The 20,683-nt window shown below is 74.6% G+C and carries 17 protein-coding genes; 9 read left to right on the forward strand and 8 right to left on the reverse strand.

What is annotated here, in order from left to right:
- Positions 1-34: 34 nt before the first annotated feature.
- A complete protein-coding gene (locus tag HD595_RS41075; RefSeq protein WP_253779088.1) occupies positions 35-1,087 on the forward strand; it encodes a helix-turn-helix transcriptional regulator in 1,053 nt (350 codons plus the stop codon).
- Here HD595_RS41075 and HD595_RS41080 read toward each other — a convergent pair.
- The 3 genes from HD595_RS41080 to HD595_RS41090 are packed head-to-tail and all read right to left on the reverse strand — an operon-like array spanning position 1,047 to position 2,583.
- Complete coding sequence (locus HD595_RS41080) at positions 1,047-1,646, reverse strand: TIGR03086 family metal-binding protein (RefSeq protein WP_253779091.1); 600 nt, start codon at positions 1,644-1,646, stop codon at positions 1,047-1,049. The genes HD595_RS41075 and HD595_RS41080 overlap by 41 nt on opposite strands.
- A complete protein-coding gene (locus tag HD595_RS41085) occupies positions 1,643-2,182 on the reverse strand; it encodes an SRPBCC family protein (protein WP_253779094.1) in 540 nt (179 codons plus the stop codon). The genes HD595_RS41080 and HD595_RS41085 overlap by 4 nt, the downstream gene beginning before the upstream one ends.
- A complete protein-coding gene (locus HD595_RS41090) occupies positions 2,179-2,583 on the reverse strand; it encodes an ArsR/SmtB family transcription factor (RefSeq protein ID WP_253779096.1) in 405 nt (134 codons plus the stop codon). Before HD595_RS41090 ends, HD595_RS41085 begins: the two co-directional genes overlap by 4 nt.
- 181 nt (positions 2,584-2,764) lie before the next feature.
- Between HD595_RS41090 and HD595_RS41095 the strand changes: the two genes are divergently transcribed.
- Entirely contained in the window at positions 2,765-4,285 is a 1,521-nt protein-coding gene (locus HD595_RS41095) for an MFS transporter (RefSeq protein WP_253779099.1), read from the forward strand.
- Positions 4,286-4,505: 220 nt separating this feature from the next.
- Positions 4,506-4,829: an STAS domain-containing protein gene (locus tag HD595_RS41100; RefSeq protein WP_253779102.1), complete on the forward strand. Its 324-nt coding sequence runs from the start codon at positions 4,506-4,508 to the stop codon at positions 4,827-4,829.
- Between the two features lie 78 nt (positions 4,830-4,907).
- Here HD595_RS41100 and HD595_RS41105 read toward each other — a convergent pair whose 3' ends face one another.
- Positions 4,908-5,114 (reverse strand): cold-shock protein, encoded by a 207-nt coding sequence (locus tag HD595_RS41105; RefSeq protein ID WP_253779105.1) that lies wholly within the window; start codon positions 5,112-5,114, stop codon positions 4,908-4,910.
- Positions 5,115-5,317: 203 nt separating this feature from the next.
- Complete coding sequence (locus HD595_RS41110; RefSeq protein ID WP_253779108.1) at positions 5,318-6,541, reverse strand: RNA polymerase sigma factor; 1,224 nt, start codon at positions 6,539-6,541, stop codon at positions 5,318-5,320.
- Positions 6,542-6,759: 218 nt separating this feature from the next.
- On the opposite strand from HD595_RS41110, the gene HD595_RS41115 reads away from it, so the two are divergent.
- The 3 genes from HD595_RS41115 (at position 6,760) to HD595_RS41125 (ending at position 11,968) form a co-directional block, all read left to right on the forward strand.
- Complete coding sequence (locus tag HD595_RS41115; protein WP_253779110.1) at positions 6,760-9,300, forward strand: sensor histidine kinase; 2,541 nt, start codon at positions 6,760-6,762, stop codon at positions 9,298-9,300.
- A gap of 88 nt (positions 9,301-9,388) precedes the next feature.
- Positions 9,389-10,651 carry a Na+/H+ antiporter NhaA gene (nhaA, locus tag HD595_RS41120; protein WP_253779112.1) on the forward strand — a complete coding sequence of 421 codons (1,263 nt, stop codon included), beginning with the start codon at positions 9,389-9,391 and terminating at the stop codon, positions 10,649-10,651.
- A gap of 180 nt (positions 10,652-10,831) precedes the next feature.
- On the forward strand, positions 10,832-11,968 hold the full coding sequence (locus HD595_RS41125) for a low temperature requirement protein A (RefSeq protein ID WP_253779115.1): 1,137 nt from the start codon (positions 10,832-10,834) through the stop codon (positions 11,966-11,968).
- A gap of 3 nt (positions 11,969-11,971) precedes the next feature.
- Here HD595_RS41125 and HD595_RS41130 read toward each other — a convergent pair whose 3' ends face one another.
- The gene (locus HD595_RS41130; RefSeq protein ID WP_253779118.1) at positions 11,972-12,511 is read right to left on the reverse strand and encodes a hypothetical protein; all 540 of its coding nucleotides are present in this window, start codon (positions 12,509-12,511) and stop codon (positions 11,972-11,974) included.
- A 248-nt stretch (positions 12,512-12,759) separates the two neighbouring features.
- On the opposite strand from HD595_RS41130, the gene HD595_RS41135 reads away from it, so the two are divergent.
- Entirely contained in the window at positions 12,760-13,287 is a 528-nt protein-coding gene (locus HD595_RS41135) for a hypothetical protein (protein ID WP_253779121.1), read from the forward strand.
- Positions 13,284-14,675 (forward strand): NucA/NucB deoxyribonuclease domain-containing protein, encoded by a 1,392-nt coding sequence (locus tag HD595_RS41140; RefSeq protein ID WP_253779124.1) that lies wholly within the window; start codon positions 13,284-13,286, stop codon positions 14,673-14,675. Before HD595_RS41135 ends, HD595_RS41140 begins: the two co-directional genes overlap by 4 nt.
- 107 nt (positions 14,676-14,782) lie before the next feature.
- Here the strand turns inward: HD595_RS41140 and HD595_RS47055 are convergent, their stop codons facing one another.
- Positions 14,783-18,790, reverse strand: coding sequence for an nSTAND1 domain-containing NTPase (locus HD595_RS47055; protein WP_253779127.1), 4,008 nt, complete (start codon positions 18,788-18,790; stop codon positions 14,783-14,785).
- A 185-nt stretch (positions 18,791-18,975) separates the two neighbouring features.
- On the reverse strand, positions 18,976-19,584 hold the full coding sequence (locus HD595_RS41150) for a helix-turn-helix domain-containing protein (protein WP_253779129.1): 609 nt from the start codon (positions 19,582-19,584) through the stop codon (positions 18,976-18,978).
- A 15-nt stretch (positions 19,585-19,599) separates the two neighbouring features.
- Here HD595_RS41150 and HD595_RS41155 point away from each other — a divergent pair, with 15 nt between their 5' ends.
- The gene (locus HD595_RS41155) at positions 19,600-20,487 is read left to right on the forward strand and encodes an MBL fold metallo-hydrolase (protein WP_253779132.1); all 888 of its coding nucleotides are present in this window, start codon (positions 19,600-19,602) and stop codon (positions 20,485-20,487) included.
- The last annotated feature ends 196 nt before the right edge of the window (positions 20,488-20,683 follow it).

Consider the following 20,683-nt stretch of genomic DNA (forward strand, 5'->3'; position numbering starts at 1 on the left):
GGTTGTGTCTTATACGTGAGAAAGTTTTCCCGCCATGAGATCAGACCGGTTGCTCTCCATCATGCTGCTGCTGCAGACGTACGGCCGGATGCCCGCCGGGACGCTGGCCGAGCGGCTGGAGGTGTCGGTGCGCACGGTCATGCGCGACGTCGAGGCGCTGTCGTCGGCCGGCGTGCCCGTCTACACCGTGCGCGGGCCCCACGGCGGCATCGCGCTGCTGCCCGGCTTCCGCACCGACGTCACCGGCCTGACCACCGACGAGGCCCGCGCCCTGTTCGTGCTGCTGTCCGGGACCGCCCACGACGAGCTGGGCCTGGGGCGGGCCATCGGCTCGGCGCTGCGCAAGGTCATGGCGGCGCTGCCCGCCTCCCACCGGCCGGAGGCCGACCTGGCCAGCCGCCGCGTGCTCATCGACCCCGTACGCTGGCGCGGCGGCCCGGCCCAGCCGGCGCCCGACCTCGCCGTACTGCAGGAGGCCGTCTTCGGCGACCGGCGCCTGCGGCTGCGCTACCGGCACGGCGGCGACAGCCGTCCCCGCGCGTACACGCTGGACCCGTACGGGCTGGTCAACAAGGCGGGCGTCTGGTACCTGGTGGCCGACCACCGCGGCGAGCCGAAGCTGTTCCGCGCCGACCGCGTCTCCTCCGCCGAGGTCGCCGACCAGCCCGCCCGGCGCCGCGACGGGCTCGAACTGGCCGCCCTGTGGGACACCCTGCGCCGCCGCGTCGACGACGTGCCCACCCCGGTGCCCGTCACGGTCAGCGTCCGGCGGGACGTCCTGGACAGGTTCCTGCGCGTCCACCAGGCCGACCTGGCGCCCTCCGCCCCCTCCGCCCCGTCCGGCTCCTGGGCCCCGTCCGGCTCCTCCGGCCCGTCCGGCGGCGACGGGGAGCGGGTGGGCGTCAAGCTGCGCTTCCGCTCCCTGGGCGCGGCCGGGGCGCTACTCGCCTTCGGCCCCGACGTCGAGGTGCTGGAGCCCGCGGAGCTGCGTGACACCCTGGCCCGCAGGGCGGCCGAGACCGCCGCCCTCTACGCGGCCCGGCCGCTCAGCGGGCGTCCGGCTTCCAGGCGGGGTCGCGGCCGGTGAGGCCGACGAGCCGGTCCAGGAGCGGGGCGTCGCCGGGCACGGGCACCGGCGGCCCGAACAGGCCCGGGCTGCCCTCCGGAGCCTGGGCGACGACCGTGGTCACCCAGGCGTGGGCGACCCGCACGGCCTCCTCCAGGGCGGGGTCGCCGGCCGGATAGGGGCGGCCGGTGGCGACGGCGAGGTCCCAGCCGTGCACGACGACCTCGTCGAGCGCGGCGGCGCCGGCGATCTCGCCCGGCATCGTGCCGCCGCCCACCTCGGTGGCGCCGGTCCACGCCGACGGCTCGCGCCACGCCCGGGCCAGCTCCTGCAGGCGGGCCGGCACGCGCTCGCGCCAGTCCTCGCCCAGCCGGGACGCGTCGGGCGTGCGGGCCCGCCCGCCGTCCTCCCGCCTCGTCTTCGTGGCGGCCGCGGTGAACGCGACGCAGAGGCCGTCGATGTGGTCGAGCAGCTCCCCCACGCTGAACCCGCACGGCGTGGGCGCGGTGAGCAGGTCATCCGGCAGCGGCCGGACGAGGCCGGCGAGGACGCCGGCCGCGGGCCCGAGGTCGGCGCTCACGGCTGCGCCGCCGTCCGCGCCGTCGCCAGCGCCGCCGGGAGCCGGTCGAGGCATCTGTCCCAGCCGCCGCTGATCTGTCCGGCGACCTCGGGCATGGCGGTGGCCAGGGCGTCGAGGTGCTCGTGCAGCACCACCAGGTGGGTGCCGCCGTCCGCGGTCTCGCCGAGGGTGACGGTGAGCACCGAGTCGAACCTCGGCCCCGCCTCCCGGTCGGGGCCGGTGAAGCCCCAGCGCCAGACGATGCGCCGGTCTGGCACCAGCTCCAGGATCTGGGCGTCGAAGCCGCTGACGGGCTGGTCGGAGCGGGTCAGCCAGACGCGGTAGCGGCCGCCCTCCCGCTCGTCCACCTCGGCCCGCGCGTGCTCCAGGTCGCCGGGCGCCAGCCATCGGCGCAGGACGTCGGGGTCGAGCCAGGCCCGGTAGACGGCCGGCGGGGGCGCGGACAGGGTGCGCTCGCGGCGCACGGCGGGGAAGTTCGCGGGTTCGGCGCTCATGGCGGCCTCCTTGGACGGGTGCGGACGTGGCTGCGTGCTCATGACGCCTCCCCGGGCGCGGGTGAACGTGACGGTGTCTCATCGGACGTACCCGGACGTGCCTGCGCCGGGTCCGGCGCGGGCGGACGGTCGAGGACCCGCTCCAGCGCGTCGATGCGCTCGTCCCAGAAGCGCTCGTAGAAGCGCAGCCACGCGACGGCACCCGCGAGCGGCGCGGACCGCAGCCGGCACACGTGGCGCCGCCCCATGACGGTGCGCTCGACCAGCCCCGCGTTCTCCAGCACCTTGACGTGCTTGGACGCGGCCGCCAGCGACATCAGCAGGGGCTCGGCGAGCTGCCCCACGGTCAGCGCGCCGGTCGCGAGCCGGCGCAGCATCTCGCGCCGCGCGTCGTGAGCCAGCGCGTGGAACACGGCGTCCAGCTCCGGCGAATCCTCAACCATATGGTTGAGGATAGCTCTATCCGGCTCGATTCTCAACCATCTGGTTGTACGTCGGCCATAACGCCATCCGTAGCCGATCGTCAGCGATCCATAACCGGCGGGCTCCAGGGTGGGCTCAACCGTTCGGACGCGCGCGGTGTTCTCCCATCGCCACCGTCCCTCCGTCCCCTGGAGCCCCTTCATGGCCACCGTCCCCAACCGCTGGTGGGCCCTGCCCGTCGTGCTCGTCGCCGTCTTCATGACGACCCTGGACTTCTTCATCGCCAACGTGGCGGTGCCCTCGATGCGCGCCGGCCTGCCCGCCGACGGCTCGCAGGCGCAGCTCGTGATCGCGGGGTACGGGCTGGCGTACGCGGCGGGGCTGGTCGTCGCGGGCCGGCTCGGCGACCTGCACGGGCCGCGCCGGGTCTTCGCCGCGGGGCTGGCGCTGTTCACGCTGGCGTCCGCGGCCTGCGGGGCCGCGCCGGGGGCCTGGGCGCTGATCCTGGCGAGGGTCGTGCAGGGCGTGGCGGCGGCGCTGCTCGCGCCGCAGGTGCTGACGCTGCTCGGCGGCCTGTACCGGGGCGCGGACCGGGCCAGGGCGTTCGGCTGGTACGGCACGGCCGTCGGGCTGGCGGGCGTGAGCGGGCAGGTGATCGGCGGCCTGCTGATCGCGGCGGACCCGTGGGAGCTGGGCTGGCGGGCCTGCTTCCTGGTCAACGTGCCCCTGGGGCTCCTCGCGCTCGCCGTGACCCCGCGCCTCGTGCCCGCCGTGCCGCCCGCCTCGGCCCACCTCCCGGCTCCTTCCCCGTCGCCCGCCCGGGAGCCTCGGCGCCGCGCCGGCGGAGCCCGGCGCGGGGCCGGTCTGGACGTGGCCGGGGGCGGCCTGGACGTGGCCGGGGCGGGGATGGTCGCGGCCGGGCTCGTGGCGGTCGTGCTGCCGCTGGCCCAGGGCCGGGAGCAGGGCTGGCCGGCGTGGACGTGGCTGTGCCTGGCGGCCTCGGTCCCGCTGCTGGCCGGGTTCGCCCGTCGGCAGCGCCGCCTGGCCGCCGCCGGCCGGCAGCCGCTGCTCGACCTGGACGTCTTCGGCGAGAAGGGGTTCGCGGGCGGGCTCGTGGCGGTGGCGCTGCTGTTCGGCGGCTCGGCGGGGCTGTCGTTCGTGCTGGCCCTGTACCTCCAGGAGGGGCTCGGGCTCGGCCCGGCCGCGGCCGGGGCGGTGTGCACGGCGCTCAACGCCGGGTTCCTCGCGGGCTCTTCCCGGACCGCCGCCCTGGCCCGCCGCCTGGGGGCGGGGGTGCCCCTGGTGGGCGCGGCGACGCTGCTGCTGGGGCTGCTTCTCCTGCACCACGTCATGGCCGGGGCGGGCGACGGCGTCGCGTACCAGGTGGCGGGGACGCTGCTCGTCACGGGCGCCGGGATGGGGCTGCTGATGTCGCCGCTGATCTCCACGACGCTGGCCCGGGTGCGGCCCGAGCGGTCCGGCGCGGCGGCCGGGGTGCTGGGCACGGTGCAGGAGACGGGCGGCGTCCTGGGCGGCACGCTCACGGGGACCGTGCTGCTGGGGTCGCTGGAGTCCGGATGGGAGACGGCCGCGCGGGCCGGGCTGGCCGTGCCGGCGGTGTGCGCCCTCGGCGTGCTCGCCGTGACCGCCCTCGCGCTCCGGCGGGCGCCCGGCGGCCGTCGGGCGCCCGTGGACAGCCAGGCGGCGCGGGCCTGCAGATAGCGGCGCCGCGCCGGGGACGACGACACCGAGCTGATGATCACTCCATGGGAGCCCCATCCGCTAGGGTGGGGGGACCGAGGACTTTTCGTGCGTTGGCAACAGGTCGGCGTCGCCCGCGGCGATAGAAGACCGGGGCCCCTCCCGAGGGGCCCGGAGGGGCAGGCGCGATGGCGCGACTCCCGGACGGTCACCTTTCCGCTTCCTCCGACAGGAGCGTTCCATGACCACTCTCGCGCCCGCTCCGTCGGACGGAGCCGATGTTCTCACCGTCACCACCGTGCACCTGAACGGCGAGATCGACATCTTCACCAGCCATGCCCTGCGCCGGCGGCTGATGCGCGCCCTGCCCGGCGGGGCCGGGCTGCTCATCGTCGACCTGTCCGCGGTGTCGTTCTGCGACGCCTCCGGGCTGGCCGTCCTGATCGGCATCCAGCGGCGGGCCCGGCCGCGGGGCGTGACGCTCACGCTGAAGTCCCCGCGCCCGCTCCTGACCAGGCTGCTGCGCGTCACCGGCCTGGACCGCTGCCTCACGGTCGTGCCCTGAGCGCGCGCCCGCGGCACGAAGACGAGAAGGGGCCCGCACCGGTGACGGTGCGGGCCCCTTCTCGTGGCGCCGGCCGGATCAGGCGGCGACGATGTTCTCGGCCTGCGGGCCCTTCTGGCCCTGCGTGATGTCGAAGGCCACGCGCTGGCCCTCGTGCAGCTCACGGTAGCCGCCCTGCGACACGATGTTGGAGTAGTGGGCGAAGACGTCGGCGCCGCCGCCGTCCTGGGCGATGAAGCCGAAGCCCTTTTCAGCGTTGAACCACTTCACGGTTCCCTCAGCCATGTCGATCTCCTTCTGGTTAGGCAGAGCCGGAGTCCGCCGTGTGCGGATTCCGTGTCGCCGCAATGAGCCCATCCGGAGATGACCGGAAAACAAAAATGCGCCTACGGTTACATACCGTCAGGCGCACACAAAGTTTGTATGGGTACCACAACTGCAACTGTCCTCAGAGTAGCACACCGGAGAGCGACCCCCGGGCCCCTTCCTCAGAGCCGGGCGGCGCGGGCGTTCAGATAGCGGCGCTGCGGCAGGTTGGTGGTGCGCGCGGCGGCCTCCAGGTACGCCCGGCGCGCCGCCTCCCGGTCGCCGGCCGTCTCCAGCAGGTGCGCCCGCGCCGCGTGCAGCCGGTGGCCCGCTGCCAGCCGCTCGTCCCCCTCCAGCTCCCGCAGGGCGGCCAGCCCCGCCCGCGGGCCGTGCGTCATGGCGACCGCCACCGCGTGGTTCAGCCGCACCACCGGCCCGCCGTCGATCCGCAGCAGCACCTCGTACAGGGCGAGGATCTGCGGCCAGTCGGTCAGCTCCGCGCTCGGCGCCTCGTCGTGGACGGCGGCGATGGCGGCCTGGAGCTGGTACGGGCCGGTCGGCCCGGACGGCAGCGCGGCCGTGACGAGGGCGACGCCCTCCTCGATCAGCCCGGCGTCCCACAGGCCGCGGTCCTGCTCGGCCATGGGGACCGGCGTCCCGTCGGGCGCGGTGCGCGCCGGCCGGCGGGCGTCGGTGAGGAGCATGAGCGCCAGCAGCCCCGTCACCTCGCCGTCGCCGGGCAGCAGCCGGTGCAGCAGGCGGGCCAGCCGGATGGCCTCGGCGGCGAGCTCGACGCGGTGCAGGCGCGGGCCCGCCGTGCTCGCGTACCCCTCGTTGAAGACCAGGTAGAGCACGTGGAGCACGGCGGCGAGCCGCCGGTCCCGCTCGGCGGGCGAGGGCAGCGCGAACGGCAGGCCGCTGTCCCGGACGGTCCGCTTGGCCCGGGTGACGCGCCGGGTCATGGTGGCCTCCGGCACCAGGAACGCCCGCGCGATCTCCGCCGTGCTCAGGCCGCCGACCGCGCGCAGGGTGAGGGCGATCTGCGAGGCCGGCGACAGCGACGGGTGGCAGCACAGGAAGAGCAGGATGAGCGTGTCGTCGCCGTCGCGTTCCCGGCGGTCGGCGGCGGGGGCGAGCCAGTCGTCCGGAAGAGTCCAGCGGGCGACCGCGTCCTCGCGCCGCCGGCGGGCCTGCTCGGCGCGCAGCAGGTCGGTGAGCCGCCGGGAGGCGACGGTGATCAGCCAGGCCGCCGGGTCCGCGGGCCGGCCGTCGCGGGGCCACTGGACGGCGGCGGCCAGCAGCGCCTCCTGCACGGCGTCCTCGGCGGAGTCGAAGTGCCCGTAGCGGCGCACGAGCGCGCCGAGGACCCGGGGGGTGAGGTCCCGCAGCAGTGCCTCGGTGTCCATGGTCGCCCGTCCCTGGATGTTCCGTGGTGGAGCCTGTCCCGGAGGACGTCGGAGCCGCCCCCGGGTTCCGGACATCGCCAGCATCGCACGCCTCTCGGACGCGCAGGACACGCGTGCCCCACGCGCTGATCACGCGGCCCGCCACCGGTCGTAGCCTGGGTTTATGCCGGAGCGGGGACTCCCGCCCGGCGCCCGTCCGGGCGAGGAGGTGAGGGGCGGTGCCACGGGGACGGCTGCGGGTGTACCTGGGCGCGGCTCCGGGGGTCGGCAAGACGTACGCGATGCTCTGCGAGGGCCGGCGCGCGACGGCCCGCGGCCGCGACGTCGTGGTCGGCTACGCCGAGACCCACGGCCGCGCCCCCGTCGCCGCGCTGCTCGACGGCATGGAGGTGCTGCCGCGCCGCACCCTCGTCCACCGGGGCGCGAGCTTCACCGAACTGGACGTGGACGCGGTCATCGCCCGCGCCCCGAGGGTGGCGCTGGTCGACGAGCTGGCCCACACCAACGTGCCCGGCTCGCGCAACGCCAAGCGCTGGCAGGACGTCGACGACATCCTCGACGCCGGCATCGACGTGGTGACCACGGTGAACATCCAGCACCTGGAGTCGCTCAACGACGTCGTCCGCGAGATCACCGGGGTGTCCCAGCGCGAGACCGTGCCCGACGAGGTGGTGCGCCGCGCCGACCAGGTCGAGCTGGTGGACATGTCGCCGGAGGCGCTGCGCCGCCGGATGGCCCACGGCATCGTCTACCCGGCCGAGAAGATCGACGCCGCCCTGTCCAACTACTTCCGCGAGGGCAACCTGACCGCGCTGCGGGAGCTGGCGCTGCTGTGGGTGGCGGGCAAGGTGGACGAGCAGCTCGACCGCTACCGCGCCGCCCACGGCATCGAGGACTCATGGGAGGCGCGCGAGCGGGTCGTGGTGGCGGTGACCGGCGGTCCGGAGGGCGACACGCTGGTGCGGCGGGCGGCCCGGATCGCCGCGCGGTCCAAGGGCGCGGACCTGCTGGCCGTCCACGTGACCACCGGTGACGGCCTGGCCGGGGCCGATCCGGCCGGCCTGGCCCGGCACCGGGCGCTGGTGGAGTCGCTGGGCGGCACGTACCACCAGGTGGTCGGCGACGACGTCCCGCGCGCGCTGCTGGACTTCGCGCGCGGTGTCAACGCCACCCAGCTCGTGCTCGGCGCGTCGCGGCGCGGCCGGTTCGCGCAGATCCTGTCGCCGGGGGTGGGCGTCACCACCACGGCCCTGTCCGGCCCCATCGACGTCCACCTGGTCACCCACGAGGGAGCCCGCAAGGGGCGGCGGCGACCCCGCGGCGGGGCGGCGCTCACCCGGCGCCGCCGGCTGCTCGGCTGGGCGATGGCCGCGCTCGGGCTGCCCGCCCTCACCGCCGTCCTGCACGCGCTGCGCGACACGCTGGGGCTGCCGAGCCAGATCCTGCTGTTCCAGATGTGGGTGATCGCCGTGGCCCTGGCCGGCGGCCTGTGGCCGGCGCTGGCCGCGGCCGTGGGCGGCGTGCTGCTGCTCAACTACTTCTTCACCCCGCCCTACCGGAGCCTGCTGGTCTCCGATCCGGAGGCGCTGCTGGCGCTGGCCGTGTTCGTCGTGGTGGCCGCGGCGGTGAGCGCCATCGTGGACCTGGCCGCCCGCCGTACCCGGGAGGCCGCCCGCGCGAGCGCCGACGCCGAGCTGCTGTCCACGCTGGCCGGGCACGTGCTGCGCGGCGACTCCGCGCTGCCCTCGCTGCTGGGGCGGCTGCGCGAGACGTTCGGCCTGACGTCCGTCACGCTGCTCGAACGCGGCGGCGCGCCGGTCCCCGACGACCAGGCGCAGCCGGAGGCGTGGCACATCGTGGCCACCTCCGGCGGCCGGCCCGCCACCTGCCCGGACGCCGCCGACACCGACGTGACCGTGGACGACCGCCTGGTCCTGGCCGCGCGCGGCCGGCTGCTCGACGCGGCCGACCGGCGGGTGCTGGAGGCGTTCGCCGCCGAGGCCGCGGTCGCGCTGCGCCAGGAACGGCTGCGCGAGCAGGCCGCCCGCGCCGAGCCGCTGGCCGAGGCCGACCGCATGCGCACCGCGCTGCTCGCCGCCGTCAGCCACGACCTGCGCACCCCGCTCGCCGCCGCCAAGGCGGCCGTGGACAGCCTGCGCGGCACCGAGGTCGACTGGTCGCCCGAGGACCGGGCGGAGCTGCTGGCCACCGCCGACGAGTCGCTCACGACCCTCGACCGGCTGGTCGCGAATCTGCTCGACATGAGCCGGCTGCAGGCCGGCGCGCTCGGCGTCGCCCTCCAGCCGGTGGCGCTCGACGAGGTCGTGCCCCTGGCCGTGGACGAGCTCGGGCCGCTCGCCCCCCGCGTCCGCGACGCCGTCTCCCTCGACCTGCCCGAGGTGGTCGCCGACCCCGCCCTGCTGGAGCGGATCGTCGTCAACCTCGTCTCCAACGCCGTCCGCTACAGCCCGGCCGGGGAGAAGGTCCTGGTCACCGCGGGCAGCCATGCGGGGCAGGTGCAGCTCCGCGTCGTGGACCGCGGGCCGGGCGTGCCGCCGGAGGCGCGGGACAGCATCTTCCTGCCGTTCCAGCGGCTCGGCGACCGGCGCGACCACCACGGTCCGGGCCTGGGGCTGGCGCTGTCGCGCGGTCTGGCGGAGGCGATGGGCGGCACGCTGGCGCCGGAGGAGACGCCGGGGGGCGGCCTGACGATGGTGCTGACGCTGCCCGCGTCGCGGCCAGGTCAGGGGTATGCGTGACATATGCGCTTATGGGTAAGGTTGTCGGCGGTGTGCCGGGAAGTCTGGTCGGCTGGTCCGTCGCCGACCCTTCCAGGGAGTCCTTGCCATGAGCCGCACCCCGTCCACCCGTGTCCTGCGCCTGTTCGGCCTGGGCTCCCGCGCGGAGTCCCGGCGCGTCGCCGACATCCTGCGCGCCGAGACCGTGGGCGGAGCGCTCCTGCTCGCCGGCGCCCTGCTCGGCATGCTGTGGGCCAACTCCCCGTGGGCGCACGGGTACGAGGCGCTGCGTTCCTTCGAGGTCGGCCCCGCCGCCCTGCACCTGCGCCTGGACCTGGCCACCTGGGCGGCCGACGGCCTGCTGGCCGTGTTCTTCTTCGTCGCCGGGCTCGAGCTCAAGCGCGAGTTCACGGCAGGCGACCTGCGCGACCCCAGGCGGGCGGCCGTGCCCGTCGCCGCCGCCGTCGGGGGCGTGCTCGTGCCCGCCGTCGCGTACCTGGTGACCACCTCACTCGCCGGGGCGGCGGACGCCGGCCGGGGGTGGGCGATCCCGACCGCCACCGACATCGCCTTCGCCCTGGCGGTGCTCGCGGTGATCGGCCGGCACCTGCCGGCCGCGCTGCGCACGTTCCTGCTCACGCTGGCCGTGGTCGACGACCTGCTCGCCATCGTGATCATCGCCGTCTTCTACACCGAGCACCTGGCGCCGCTGCCGCTGCTGGGCGCGGCCGTGCCGCTGGCCGTCTTCTCCCTCCTCGTACGGCGGGGCGTGCGCGCGTGGTGGCTGCTGCTGCCGCTGGCCGCGCTCACGTGGGCCCTGGTCCACGCCTCCGGCGTGCATGCCACGGTGGCCGGGGTGCTGCTGGGCTTCGCCGTGCCCGCGCGGGGGGACGCGACGGTGGCCGAGCACTTCGAGCACCGCTTCCGGCCGCTGTCGGCGGGGGCGGCCGTGCCGGTGTTCGCGTTCCTGTCGGCCGGGGTGACGATCGGCGGCGTGGACGGGCTGGGCCGCGCGCTGACCGACCCGGTCGCCGTCGGCGTCGTCGCCGGGCTGGTGCTCGGCAAGCCGCTGGGCGTCATGGCCGCCACCTGGCTGGTGTCGCGGCTGACGCACGCCGAGCTGGACGAGAACCTGGCCTGGGTGGACGTGGCGGGGCTGGCGGTACTGGCGGGCATCGGGTTCACCGTGTCGCTGCTCGTCGGCGAGCTGGCCTTCGGGGCGGGCAGCGCGCGCGACGCGTACGTGAAGATCGCCGTGCTGGCGGGCTCGCTGACGGCGGCGCTGCTGGCGGCGGTCGTGCTGCGCCTGCGCGACAACGTCTACCGCCGCATCGAGCAGGCGCAGGCCGGTCAGGCGGTCACCGACTCCTGACGGATCGTCCTCCGTCTCCTTCACCAGCCCTGGTGGGTGATCTCCGGCTCTACGATGAGCTGTCATTGGCGACATACCGGACTCCCCTGTTGTGTTTCGCCTGTGTTGTGATTCGCCTGTTCGTGGAGGAAACCAGTGCCAGCGCAGATCCTTCGCCCTCGTGGCGAAACCGCCCGGGTCATGCCGGTCGAGCTGTTCTTCGACCTCGTGTACGTGTTCGCCATCACCCAGCTCTCGCACCTGCTCCTCGCCCACCTCGACATGGCCGGGGTAGGGCAGACGGTGCTGCTCACGCTGGCGGTGTGGTGGGCGTGGATGTACACCACCTGGACCACCAACTACTGCGATCCCGACCATCCGGTGCTGCGGCTGACGCTGACCGGCGCCATGCTGGCCGGGCTGGTGATGGCGGCGGCGCTGCCGCAGGCGTTCGGGCCACGCGCGATGTGGTTCGCCGGTGGTTACGTCGCCCTCCAGGTGGGGCGGACGCTCGTGGTGTCGATCGCGGCGCGCGCGCACCCGATCGGCGTGACGTTCCGGCTGGTGCTGGCCTACCACGTGCTCAGCGCGGTGCTGTGGGTCGCGGGCGCCGCGCTCGGCGGGATCGCCCAGGGCGTGCTGTGGGCCCTCGCGCTGGCCGTGGAGTACGCGGGGCCGTGGCTCGGCTACCGCATGCCGTTCCTGGGCCGCGTCACCACGACCGACTGGACGATCGACGGCGCCCACATGGCCGAGCGCTGCCAGCTCTTCGTCATCATCGCGCTGGGCGAGTCGGTGCTGGTGACCGGGGTGTCGCTGGCCGACCACCCGCACCTGAGCGCCGCCGCCGTGGCCGCGTTCGCCATCGCGTTCCTCGGCAGCGTGGCCACGTGGTGGGTGTACTTCCACCGCACCGCCGAGGCCGCCACGGAGACCGCCGCCCACGTGGACGACACCGGGCGGCTCGGCAGGTCCGCGTACACCTACATCCACATCCCCATGGTGGCCGGCATCATCGTGGCGGCCGTGGGCGACGAGCTGGCGATCGCGCACCCGTTCGACCGGATCACGGCGGGCGCGGCGCTCACGCTGCTGGGCGGCCCGGCGCTGTTCCTGGCGGGGCACGCGCTGTTCGTGCGGGCCGTGTTCGGGTGGGTGCCGGTCAACCGCCTGGCGGGGCTCGGCGTGCTGGCGGCGGCCGGGCTGCTCGTCGTCCTGGCGCCCGGCCTCGTGCCGCCGCTGGTGCTCGCCGCCGTCGCCACGCTGGTGCTGGGCGCGGTCGCCGCCACGGACGGTCCGCGCGACCGGGCCCCCGCCCCGGCCGGGCTCACCCCGTGACCGTCAGTTCACGCAGTCCTGGTCGTTGAGTTCGAGGGCGAGCGTCTCGACCTTGTTCCGCCGGTCGACGCCGAAGTAGTAGGACGCCTTGCGGTTGCCCGGCACGCTCACGTGGTAGCCGTTGATCTCCTTCTGGACCTTCGGGTACGCCTTCTGCACCTGGCGCAGGGTGGAGCCCACGGCGACCCCCTCGGGGGTGCGGGCCCCGCGCGGGGCGGAGATGACGGCCACGCCCTTCTTCTTGGAGATGTACAGGCTCACCTCGTCGCGGGGGTTGGGGTGGGCCTTGTAGTCCCAGCCGGAGCAATAGTCGCGCGACTTGAGCACGATCTTGCCGGTCGCCTTGGCCTGCTCGGCCGTCATCCCCAGCTTGACGCCGCCGTAGCCGTACGGGCCGAAGGAGCCTGGCGCGGCGGCGGCCGGGGTCGGCGCGGCGGCCGCCTGAGCCTGCGCGGCGGTGGCGGCCCCGGCCGGGCTCGCGATCAGCAGCGCGGTGGTCGTGGCCGCCAGTGCCGCGGCCGCCACCAGTCGAGTCGTGTGCATCCCCGTCCCCGTTTCGTCGATCAGGTTGTTCGTGTCCTTCTCTTCGATGCCGCGGACGGGCGAAAGGTTTGCCCCTTCGGCTCCATGGGCCCACGAGGCCGTTGTTCGAGGTTGATTGTTCGCCTTCGCCGCCCCGAATCCGAACAACTTCACTCGGCTAGACAGTCAGCGGACCGGCAGGAAGATGCCGATCTTCTCCCTTCCCTCCTGATTCGGCGAGTTCCGCCGACCCTTCGCGAAGGAGAACCATGTCCGCTGTCAGGCGTCTGACAGGTGTCGCGGCGGTGTGCGCGTTAGCCGCCACCGCACTCGCCACCTCACCCGCCCGAGCCGCCGCGCCACCCGGCGCCCCGGCCGTCGAGCCGGTGCCGTCCGCCACCGCGCCGCCCGACGGCTGCTGGGGTGCGGGACCGGTCGCGACCGACCCCATGGGCGTCCGCTGGGCGACCCGTTACTGCCGCGCCTACCGCGCCGGCGACGTCTACAACTACGTCGGCGGCGTGTGGCAGCCCATCGGCAGGCTGAACGCGGGCGACAGCTGGTTCGCCTGCCAGGCCCACGGTCCGGAGAATCCGCCCGTCCAGCAGTGGCTGAACGACATCTGGCTCTACACCGAGGCCGACGAGTTCTGGGACGCCGGGGGCTGGGGCGGGTTCCCCGCCACCCACGTGAGCGGCGGCGTCAACTACGGCCCCATACCGAACCTGCCGTGGTGCCCCTGGGAGAACACGCTCGCCGGGCGCGGCGTGCCGGAGGACACGGGGGCCCGGTCATGAGCCGCCCTTCCTCCTTGACGCGCGCGGTGCTCGGCCTGGCCCTCGTGACGGCGACCTGCCTGGGCGCCTCCTCCGCGACGGCGGCCACCGCGACGACCGCACCCGCGGCAAGCGCAACCGCAGCCTCCCGGATCGCCTCCTCACCCTCGCCCTCGGACGCCGAGGCCCACGAGCGGGCGCTGCGGATGGCCCGGGAGCTCGGCGACCACTCCTACTTCGACGCCGACAAGGCCCCCCGGAGCCGCCCCGAGCACGGCCTGCTCGCCGCCGCGGCCGATTTCCCGGCCACTCCTCCCCAGCCCGACACCAATGACTGCCTCGTCCAGCGCGAGGCGCGGCGGCTCCAGGGCTGGACCTACAACCGCCTCCTGTGGTGCCAGGAGATCGAGCACGAGACGCGCTACGAGAAGACCGACCAGGCGGGAAACCGCTTCTACGTGGGCAGCGTCTGGATCCGGTGGGAGATGGTCGCGCTGGGCAGCAACACCCAGCGCACCATCCGGGTGTTCTGGCGGCCGGTGCCCGCCACGGTGCGCTACGTGGACTGGACGGCTCCGGAGGACCCGAGCCGGCTGTTCTTCGGGGTGCACGCCGAGTGCGTCCAGGGCCGGCAGAACCCCGCCTTCTGCTGGACCGACCAGTCACAGGACAAGACCACGTGGCAGGCGTGGAACACCACGACCCAGTGGACGTCCTGGGACATCCAGGCCCCGGCCCAGGCCGGCGACTCCAGCCGCGAGAAGATCACCCGTCCCGACTGGTACCTGGTCACCGACAGCAGGTCGCTCACCTTCCCCGAGCAGGACCGCGTCGGCCACACCCTGCCCCTGCCCCTGCGCTGCGACTCGGCCGACTACTTCTCCATCTTCGGCCGGCCGTACGACAAGGCGTGCGTGTTCACCGCGGTGATCCCGCACATCCAGTACAACCTGTCCAGCACCAAACACGGCGCGGTCGCCCGGCACATCCGCGACGCGCAGCTCGACCCGGACGGCACCTACCCCATCGAGAACCACCGGAAGGTGTTCCCGGGCTGGTGGGAGCCCGGTGACAGCCCGCCGAACCCGCTGCACCGGGTCGAGAAGGAGGGCACCATCGGCAACGCCAACGAGACGTGGAAGGACTACGCCTGCAAGAGCGGCGGCCCCTACACCGCGGCGACGCGGCTGCCGCCGCGGACGCCCCAGCAGGTGGCGGAGGGCTGGCAGTGCGACGAATACCCCTTCCGGGCGACCGCCGAGGGGGCGAGCAGCGGCACCTGGGACTTCTCGGTCCGCTGGGTCCCGCCCGGTGACAACACCTCGGCCGGCGGCTCGTTGAGCGGTTTCTTCTGGAGGGACCGGATCCTGTTCGTCAACGACCCCTTCTGGGTCAAGATCAACCCCTGAGGCCCTCTGCTCCGGCCGGGCGTCCCCTCTGTTCTCGTCCACGTACGGGGACACAGGGGACGCCCGTTCCCGTGGGGCGGACATGCGCGTGCTCGGGGAGCGTGCCTTCACGGGCACGGCGGCCGGTAGGGCAGGTCGGCGAAGTACTGCGCCCACTCCGCCCGCGTGATCCGGGGCCGGGCGAGCTCGCAGACGCGCGCGGCGACGCCCCCGAGGTCGTCGCGCCACAGCCGCGCCGACCGGTCCTCGCTCGTGCTGACGAGGGTGTGCCCGTCCGGTCCGTACGCGACCGAGTAGACGCGGTCGGCGTGGCCGGACAGCACGGCGAGCGGCGCGGGGGCACGCCCGCGCGTCACGTCCCACAACCGCACCGTGCGATCGAGGCTCGCGGTGGCCAGGGTCCGGCCGTCCGGGGCGTACGCGAGCCCCCGCACCGCGTCGGTGTGGCCGGACAGCACCGCGAGCGGCGCGGGAGCGCGCCCGCGCGTCACGTCCCACAACCGCACCGTCCGGTCCAGGCCGGCGGTGGCCAGGGTCCGGCCGCCGGGGGCGAACGCGACGGCCTGCACCGCGTCGCCGTGCTCGCCGGTCGAGCCGAGGCGGGCCGGCCGGCCCGGGTCGGTGACGTCCCACAGCACCGCGGCGTCGAGCAGGCTGGTCGCCAGGGTGCGCCCGTCGGGGCTGAACGCGACCGACAACGTGCCGTCGCCCTGGCTCGGCAGCGCCCCGGCGGGACGGGGCCGTCCGGGGTCGGCCAGGTTCCACAGCCGTACGACGGGATCGCTCGGACTGGCCGTGGCGAGCAGGGCGGCGGCACCGCCCGGACGGAACGCGATGGAACGGATTCCCTCCGCGTGCGCCCGGAAGACGGCCACCGGCCTGGGCCGGGCCGGGCCGGCGACCCCCCAGAGGCGGACGGTGCCGTCGATGCTCCCCGTGGCCAGCAGCCCGCCGTCCGGGCTGAACGCGACCGACTCGACCTGGCCGGTGTGGCCGGTGAGCAGCGACAACGGCCGGGGATGGTACGGGTCGGCGACGTCCCAGAGCCGGGTGGTGAAGTCCTCGCCCCCCACGGCCACGGTGCGCCCGCCGGGGCTGAACGCGGCGGTGGAGACGGCCGAGTCGCCGGTCGACAGGACGGGGCCGGGCAGGTCGGTCAGGAGCGCGCTGTGGTCGGAGCTGGCCGAGGCCAGGAGACGGCCGTCCGGGCTGAAGGTGAGCGACCAGACGGTGTTGGCGTGCGCGGTCAGCGTCGTGACGAGGAGCGGGGTGCGCGGGCGGGCGACGTTCCACAGGCGCGTGGTGTGGTCCCACCCGGCGGTCGCCAGCGTACGGCCGTCGGGGCTGAAGGTGACCGCCTGGAGCGGCCCGGAGTGGCCGGTCAGGCGCGACAGGGGGACGGGGCGGCGCGGGTCGCGGACGTCCCACAGCCGGGTGACGTGGTCCCAGCCGGCGGTCGCGAAGGTACGGCCGTCGGGGCTGACGGCCGCCGACGTGAGGCTGCCGTCGCCGTGGCGCACGCGGCTGAGCAGGCGCGCCCGGTGGTCGCCGGTGAGCCGCCACAGGGCGGCGGTGCCGTCGTCGCCGGACGTGACCAGGCCACCGGGGAGGAACGCGACGGCGGTGACGCGAGCCGGCGGCACGGCGGCCGTGCTGACGCCTCCCGGATGCACGGCGGCCGTGATGACGCCGGCCGGGTGCGCGGCGGCCGTGGTGACGTGAACCGGTGGCGCACCAGCCCCGGCGGCCTGAGCCGGGTGCGCGGCGGCCGTGGTGACCAGGCGCGGGGTCCGCGGGTCGGCGAGGTCCCACACGCGCAGGACGCCGTCGTCGCCGCCCGTGGCCAGCAACCTCCCGTCCGGGTGGAACGCCAGGCCGAACAGCGCCTTCGGGCTTGCGGCCACGGTCGCCACCGGCCGCAGGGCGCCGCCCGCGACCCGCCACAGGCGCAGCACGCCGTCGTAGAGGACGCCGGCGAGCAGGGTTCCGTCCGGGCTGAAGCGCAGCGTCTCCACGTCGTCGCTCAGTCCGGGGACCTCGGCGGTGAGGCGCGGGCGGTGCGGGATGGCGAGGTCCCACAGGCGCAGCGTCCGGTCGTCGCCGCCGGTCGCGATCACGCGCCCGCCGGGGGTGAAGGCCACGGTGTTGATCTCGTGGTCGAGCCGCGTGGTGAACGGCGTGGTGAACGCGCCGAGCAGGCTGCCGCGCGCCTCAAGGGTGGGCGCGAGCCGGTCGGCGGCCAGGCTGAGCTGCGCCGCGAGCGGCGGGTTGACCGCGCGCAGGCCGATCGCCTGGTCGGCGACCCGCTGCGACAGGGCGATGTCACGCTGCCCGGTCGCCGCCTCCTGGGCGGCCACGGCGTACCCGGTGGCGGTCCCCGCCACGACGAGCAGCACGCTGAGCAGCGCGACCAGCAGCCTGAGCCGCCGGGTGCGGCGGCGGGCCACGATCGCCTCGCGCGCCTCGGCGGCCATGCCCGCGGACAGGAACTCCCGTTCCCGGGCGGTGAGCGCCGCGTCGTGACGACCGGCCCACTCGCTCGCCAGGGCGAGGGCCGTCCCGCGGTAGAGGGATCCGGGGTCGCGGCCGAGCGCCGCCCACGCCTCGGTCGCCTCGGCGAGCCGGTGGTGGACGCGCAGGCCCTCGCGGTCCTCCGCCAGCCAGTCGCGCAGGCGCGGCCAGGAGCCGATGAGGGCCTCGTGGCTGATCTCGACGCTGTCGCGGCCGAGGGTGACCAGGCGGGCGCGGGCCAGATGCTCCAGGACGGCGCCCGTGGCGGGGTCGTCGTCGAGCTGGTGGCGGCGGATGCGGCGCTTGGTGTCCTGGGTGCCCTCGCCGAGCGCGGTCAGGCGCAGCAGGATCTGCCGGGCGAGCTCCCGCCGGGACGGGTCGAGCGCGGTGTAGGCGTCCTCGGCGGTCCTGGCGACGGCCTGGCTGAGGCCGCCCGCCGCCTCGTACCCGGCGAGCGTCAGGGTGGTGCCGCGCCGCCGGTGCCAGGTCTCCAGCAGGGCGTGGGAGACCAGCGGGAGTGCGCCGGGCTGGCCCGCGGCGTCGGCGACGATCCGTGCGGCCAGCGCGCCCTCCACGATGCAGCCCGCCCGCACGGCCGGCTGGACGACGGCCTGACGCAGCTCGTCGGCGGTCATCGGGCCGAGGGGCAGGTGGGCCTCGCGCAGCGCCTCCAGCAGCGCCGGGTGGCTGGTGCAGTGGGCGTAGAAGTCGGCTCGTACGCCGAGGACGAGACGGCAGCGGCTGCCGTCGGCGCGGGCGGCGGTGAGGAGCAGGCCGACGAACCGGGCGCGTTCCTCCTCGTCGTGGCAGAGGGTGAAGACCTCCTCGAACTGGTCCACGATGACGAGGAGCTCCGTGCCCGGGGGCTCGTCACCGAGGAACTGGCGGGCCAGGCGGTGCAGGGCGCGGGGGTCGGCGGCGAGCTCGTCGCGCAACGGGCCGGGGGTGCCGCCGGACAGGCGGGCCAGGTGGATCGCGCACTCCTCCAGCGGGTGCGCCCCTGGCGTGAACAGCAGGGCCCGCCAGGGCCGGTCGCCCGCCCGGCCGGAGACCGCGGGGCCCGAGACCGCCTGGCCCGAGACCGCTTGGTTGTGGACCGCCCGGCCGGGGGCCGCGGGGGCCGGGCGCCCCCGCTCCTGGACGGCGGCCAGCAGCCCGGCGCGCAGCAGCGACGACTTGCCCGCGCCCGACGCGCCGAACACCATCACGATCCGCTGCTCGGTGACGCGTCGCAGCAGCTCGCCGGTCACCCGTTCGCGGCCGAAGAACCGCGCCGCGTCCTCCGCCTGGAAGGAGGCCAGTCCCACGTACGGTGCGGCGCCGTCATCGACGGGCTCGGCCCGCTCCTCGCTGATGCGCCGCCAGCGCTGCTCCCATTCGGCCTCGTCGCCGCCGCAGGCGCGCACATAGGCCAGCGTCACCGGGAGCGTGGGCAGCCGGCGGCCCGCGGCGGCCTCCGACAGGGTCGCGGCCGAGTAGTGGGCGAGCCGCGCGAGCCGGCGGTAGGTGGGGTCGCCGGCCTTCCTGCGCAGCGCCCTCAGGTCGGCCGCGAAGCGTAGTAACGGGCTGTCTCCGGCGTCCAGGGGACGCTCTGGCCGAGGCACCTGCCCTGTCCTCCTCCGGGTCCGCGGGGACGCCGACGAGATGATCGCCCCTGATCCAACAACCGCCGCTCACCGCGTGCAAGGGGTGTTGTGACGGGCGGCCGCTTCGTGACGCGCCTCGGCTTCGCGTGCGCCGGCCGTCGACGCGCCACGGTCACGGCGACCGGCCGCGAACCGGGCGCCGATCAGGTTCTGCGCGAGATGACCATGATGTATTCGCAGGGAGCGTTCGTCCGGTTGGCGAAGCCGTGGTCCGCGTCGGCCTGGAAGAACAGGGAGTCGCCCGTGTTCAGGGTCTCGTTGATCCCGCCGATCGCGACCGTGAGGGTGCCTTCGAGCACCACGAGTTGTTTCTCCGTACCCGGCGGATAGGCGGGCAGCAGCCCGGTGGAGACCTGCGCGGGGAGGTGGTGAACGATCATCTCGGCTCCTCCCGCGCCCGGGGCCGCTGACACCATGTGCCGTTCGAAGCCGGTTTCCGGGTCACGGAACACGGGGCGATCGTTCTTGCGCATGACGACGGCCACACCGGACGCGGCACCGGCCGGAGCGCCGATCAGGTCCGAGAGCGACGTGTCGAGCGCGTGGGCGATCCTGGACGCGACGCCGATCGTCGGGCTCTTCTCACCGCGTTCGACCTTGGACAGCATCGCCCGGCTGACCGACGACTGTGTGGACAGCTGCTCCAGCGTCAGGCCCGCCTCCTCGCGGCGTCGCCGCACGTTGCCGCCGAACGCGCCGGCCAGGTCGTCACCGTGCTGCGGTCCGGCCGCGTTCCCGTCTTGCTTGACCACCGTGCTCCTTGATCGATGAGGGTCTCGTTCGCCCATAGTGTAGGGTTTCTACTAAAGAAGACAGTTTCTTCTATTGGAGAATCCATGCGGTTGATCTCACGTGGCCGGCACCATGCCAGGTTCGCATTCGGCGATCTGCAGGTGATCTCGCTGCGGGACGGGTACATCGACATGCCGCCGACACGGCTCCGCGACGAGGAGGGGCGCACGCTCGATGAGCTGCCGCCCGCCGTCCCGCTGGCGGGCGGCAATCTGCGGCTGTCGGTCAACGCCTTCTTCGTCACCGACGGCACGCGGTCGGTCCTCGTCGACACCGGCGCGTCCGACAACTGGCACGACCCCACCATGGGATTGATCTACGACGCGCTCGACGAAGCGGGAATCGACCGCGCGCTTGTCACCGATGTGGCCATCACCCACGACCACGAAGACCACGTGAGCGGCCTGATCATGCCGGACGGGTCAGAGGCGTTCACCGGACTCGAGCGGGTGTGGATCGGCGCGGGCGACGCCTCGGTGTTCACCGGGCGGCTTGAGCCTCTCCGCGACCGGGTCGTACCCGTGTCGGAGAAGATCGCGATCAACGACTGGGTCACCGCGATCCCGACACCGGGCCACACACCCGGTCACACCGTGTACGAGGTCAGGAGCGCCGCCGGCCGCCTTCTCGTCTGGGGCGACACCGTTCACGTTCCCACGCTCCAATTCGAGCAGCCGAACGTGTCCTGGGAGTTCGACGGCGACCAGCCCCAGGCCCGCGCCGCGCGAGCGGCGCTCCTCGAACGGCTGACCCAGCCCCACCATTTCGTGGCCGGCGCCCATCTCGACTCACCCGGCATCGCCCGCGTGACCGCCTCCGGCGACGGTTACGCGCTGGAGTACCTCGCGCCACCGATCGGCTGATCGAGCCTGTCGGCACCGGCCTGAGACCGACGGTGCGGCGTCCGACCGAAGTCGAGGACGTCCGATGCGGCGCCCAGCCGAAACGGGAGACCGCCGGTCCGACGGTCGGCCGAACGGGAAACAGCTCGGTGCGGTAATCAGCCGAACGGGAGGCGGCCGACGCGGCGAACAGCCAAACGGGAATCCGCCGGTTCGG

Source organism: Nonomuraea roseoviolacea subsp. carminata, assembly GCF_024172185.1.
GTDB classification, from domain to species: Bacteria; Actinomycetota; Actinomycetes; order Streptosporangiales; family Streptosporangiaceae; genus Nonomuraea; species Nonomuraea roseoviolacea.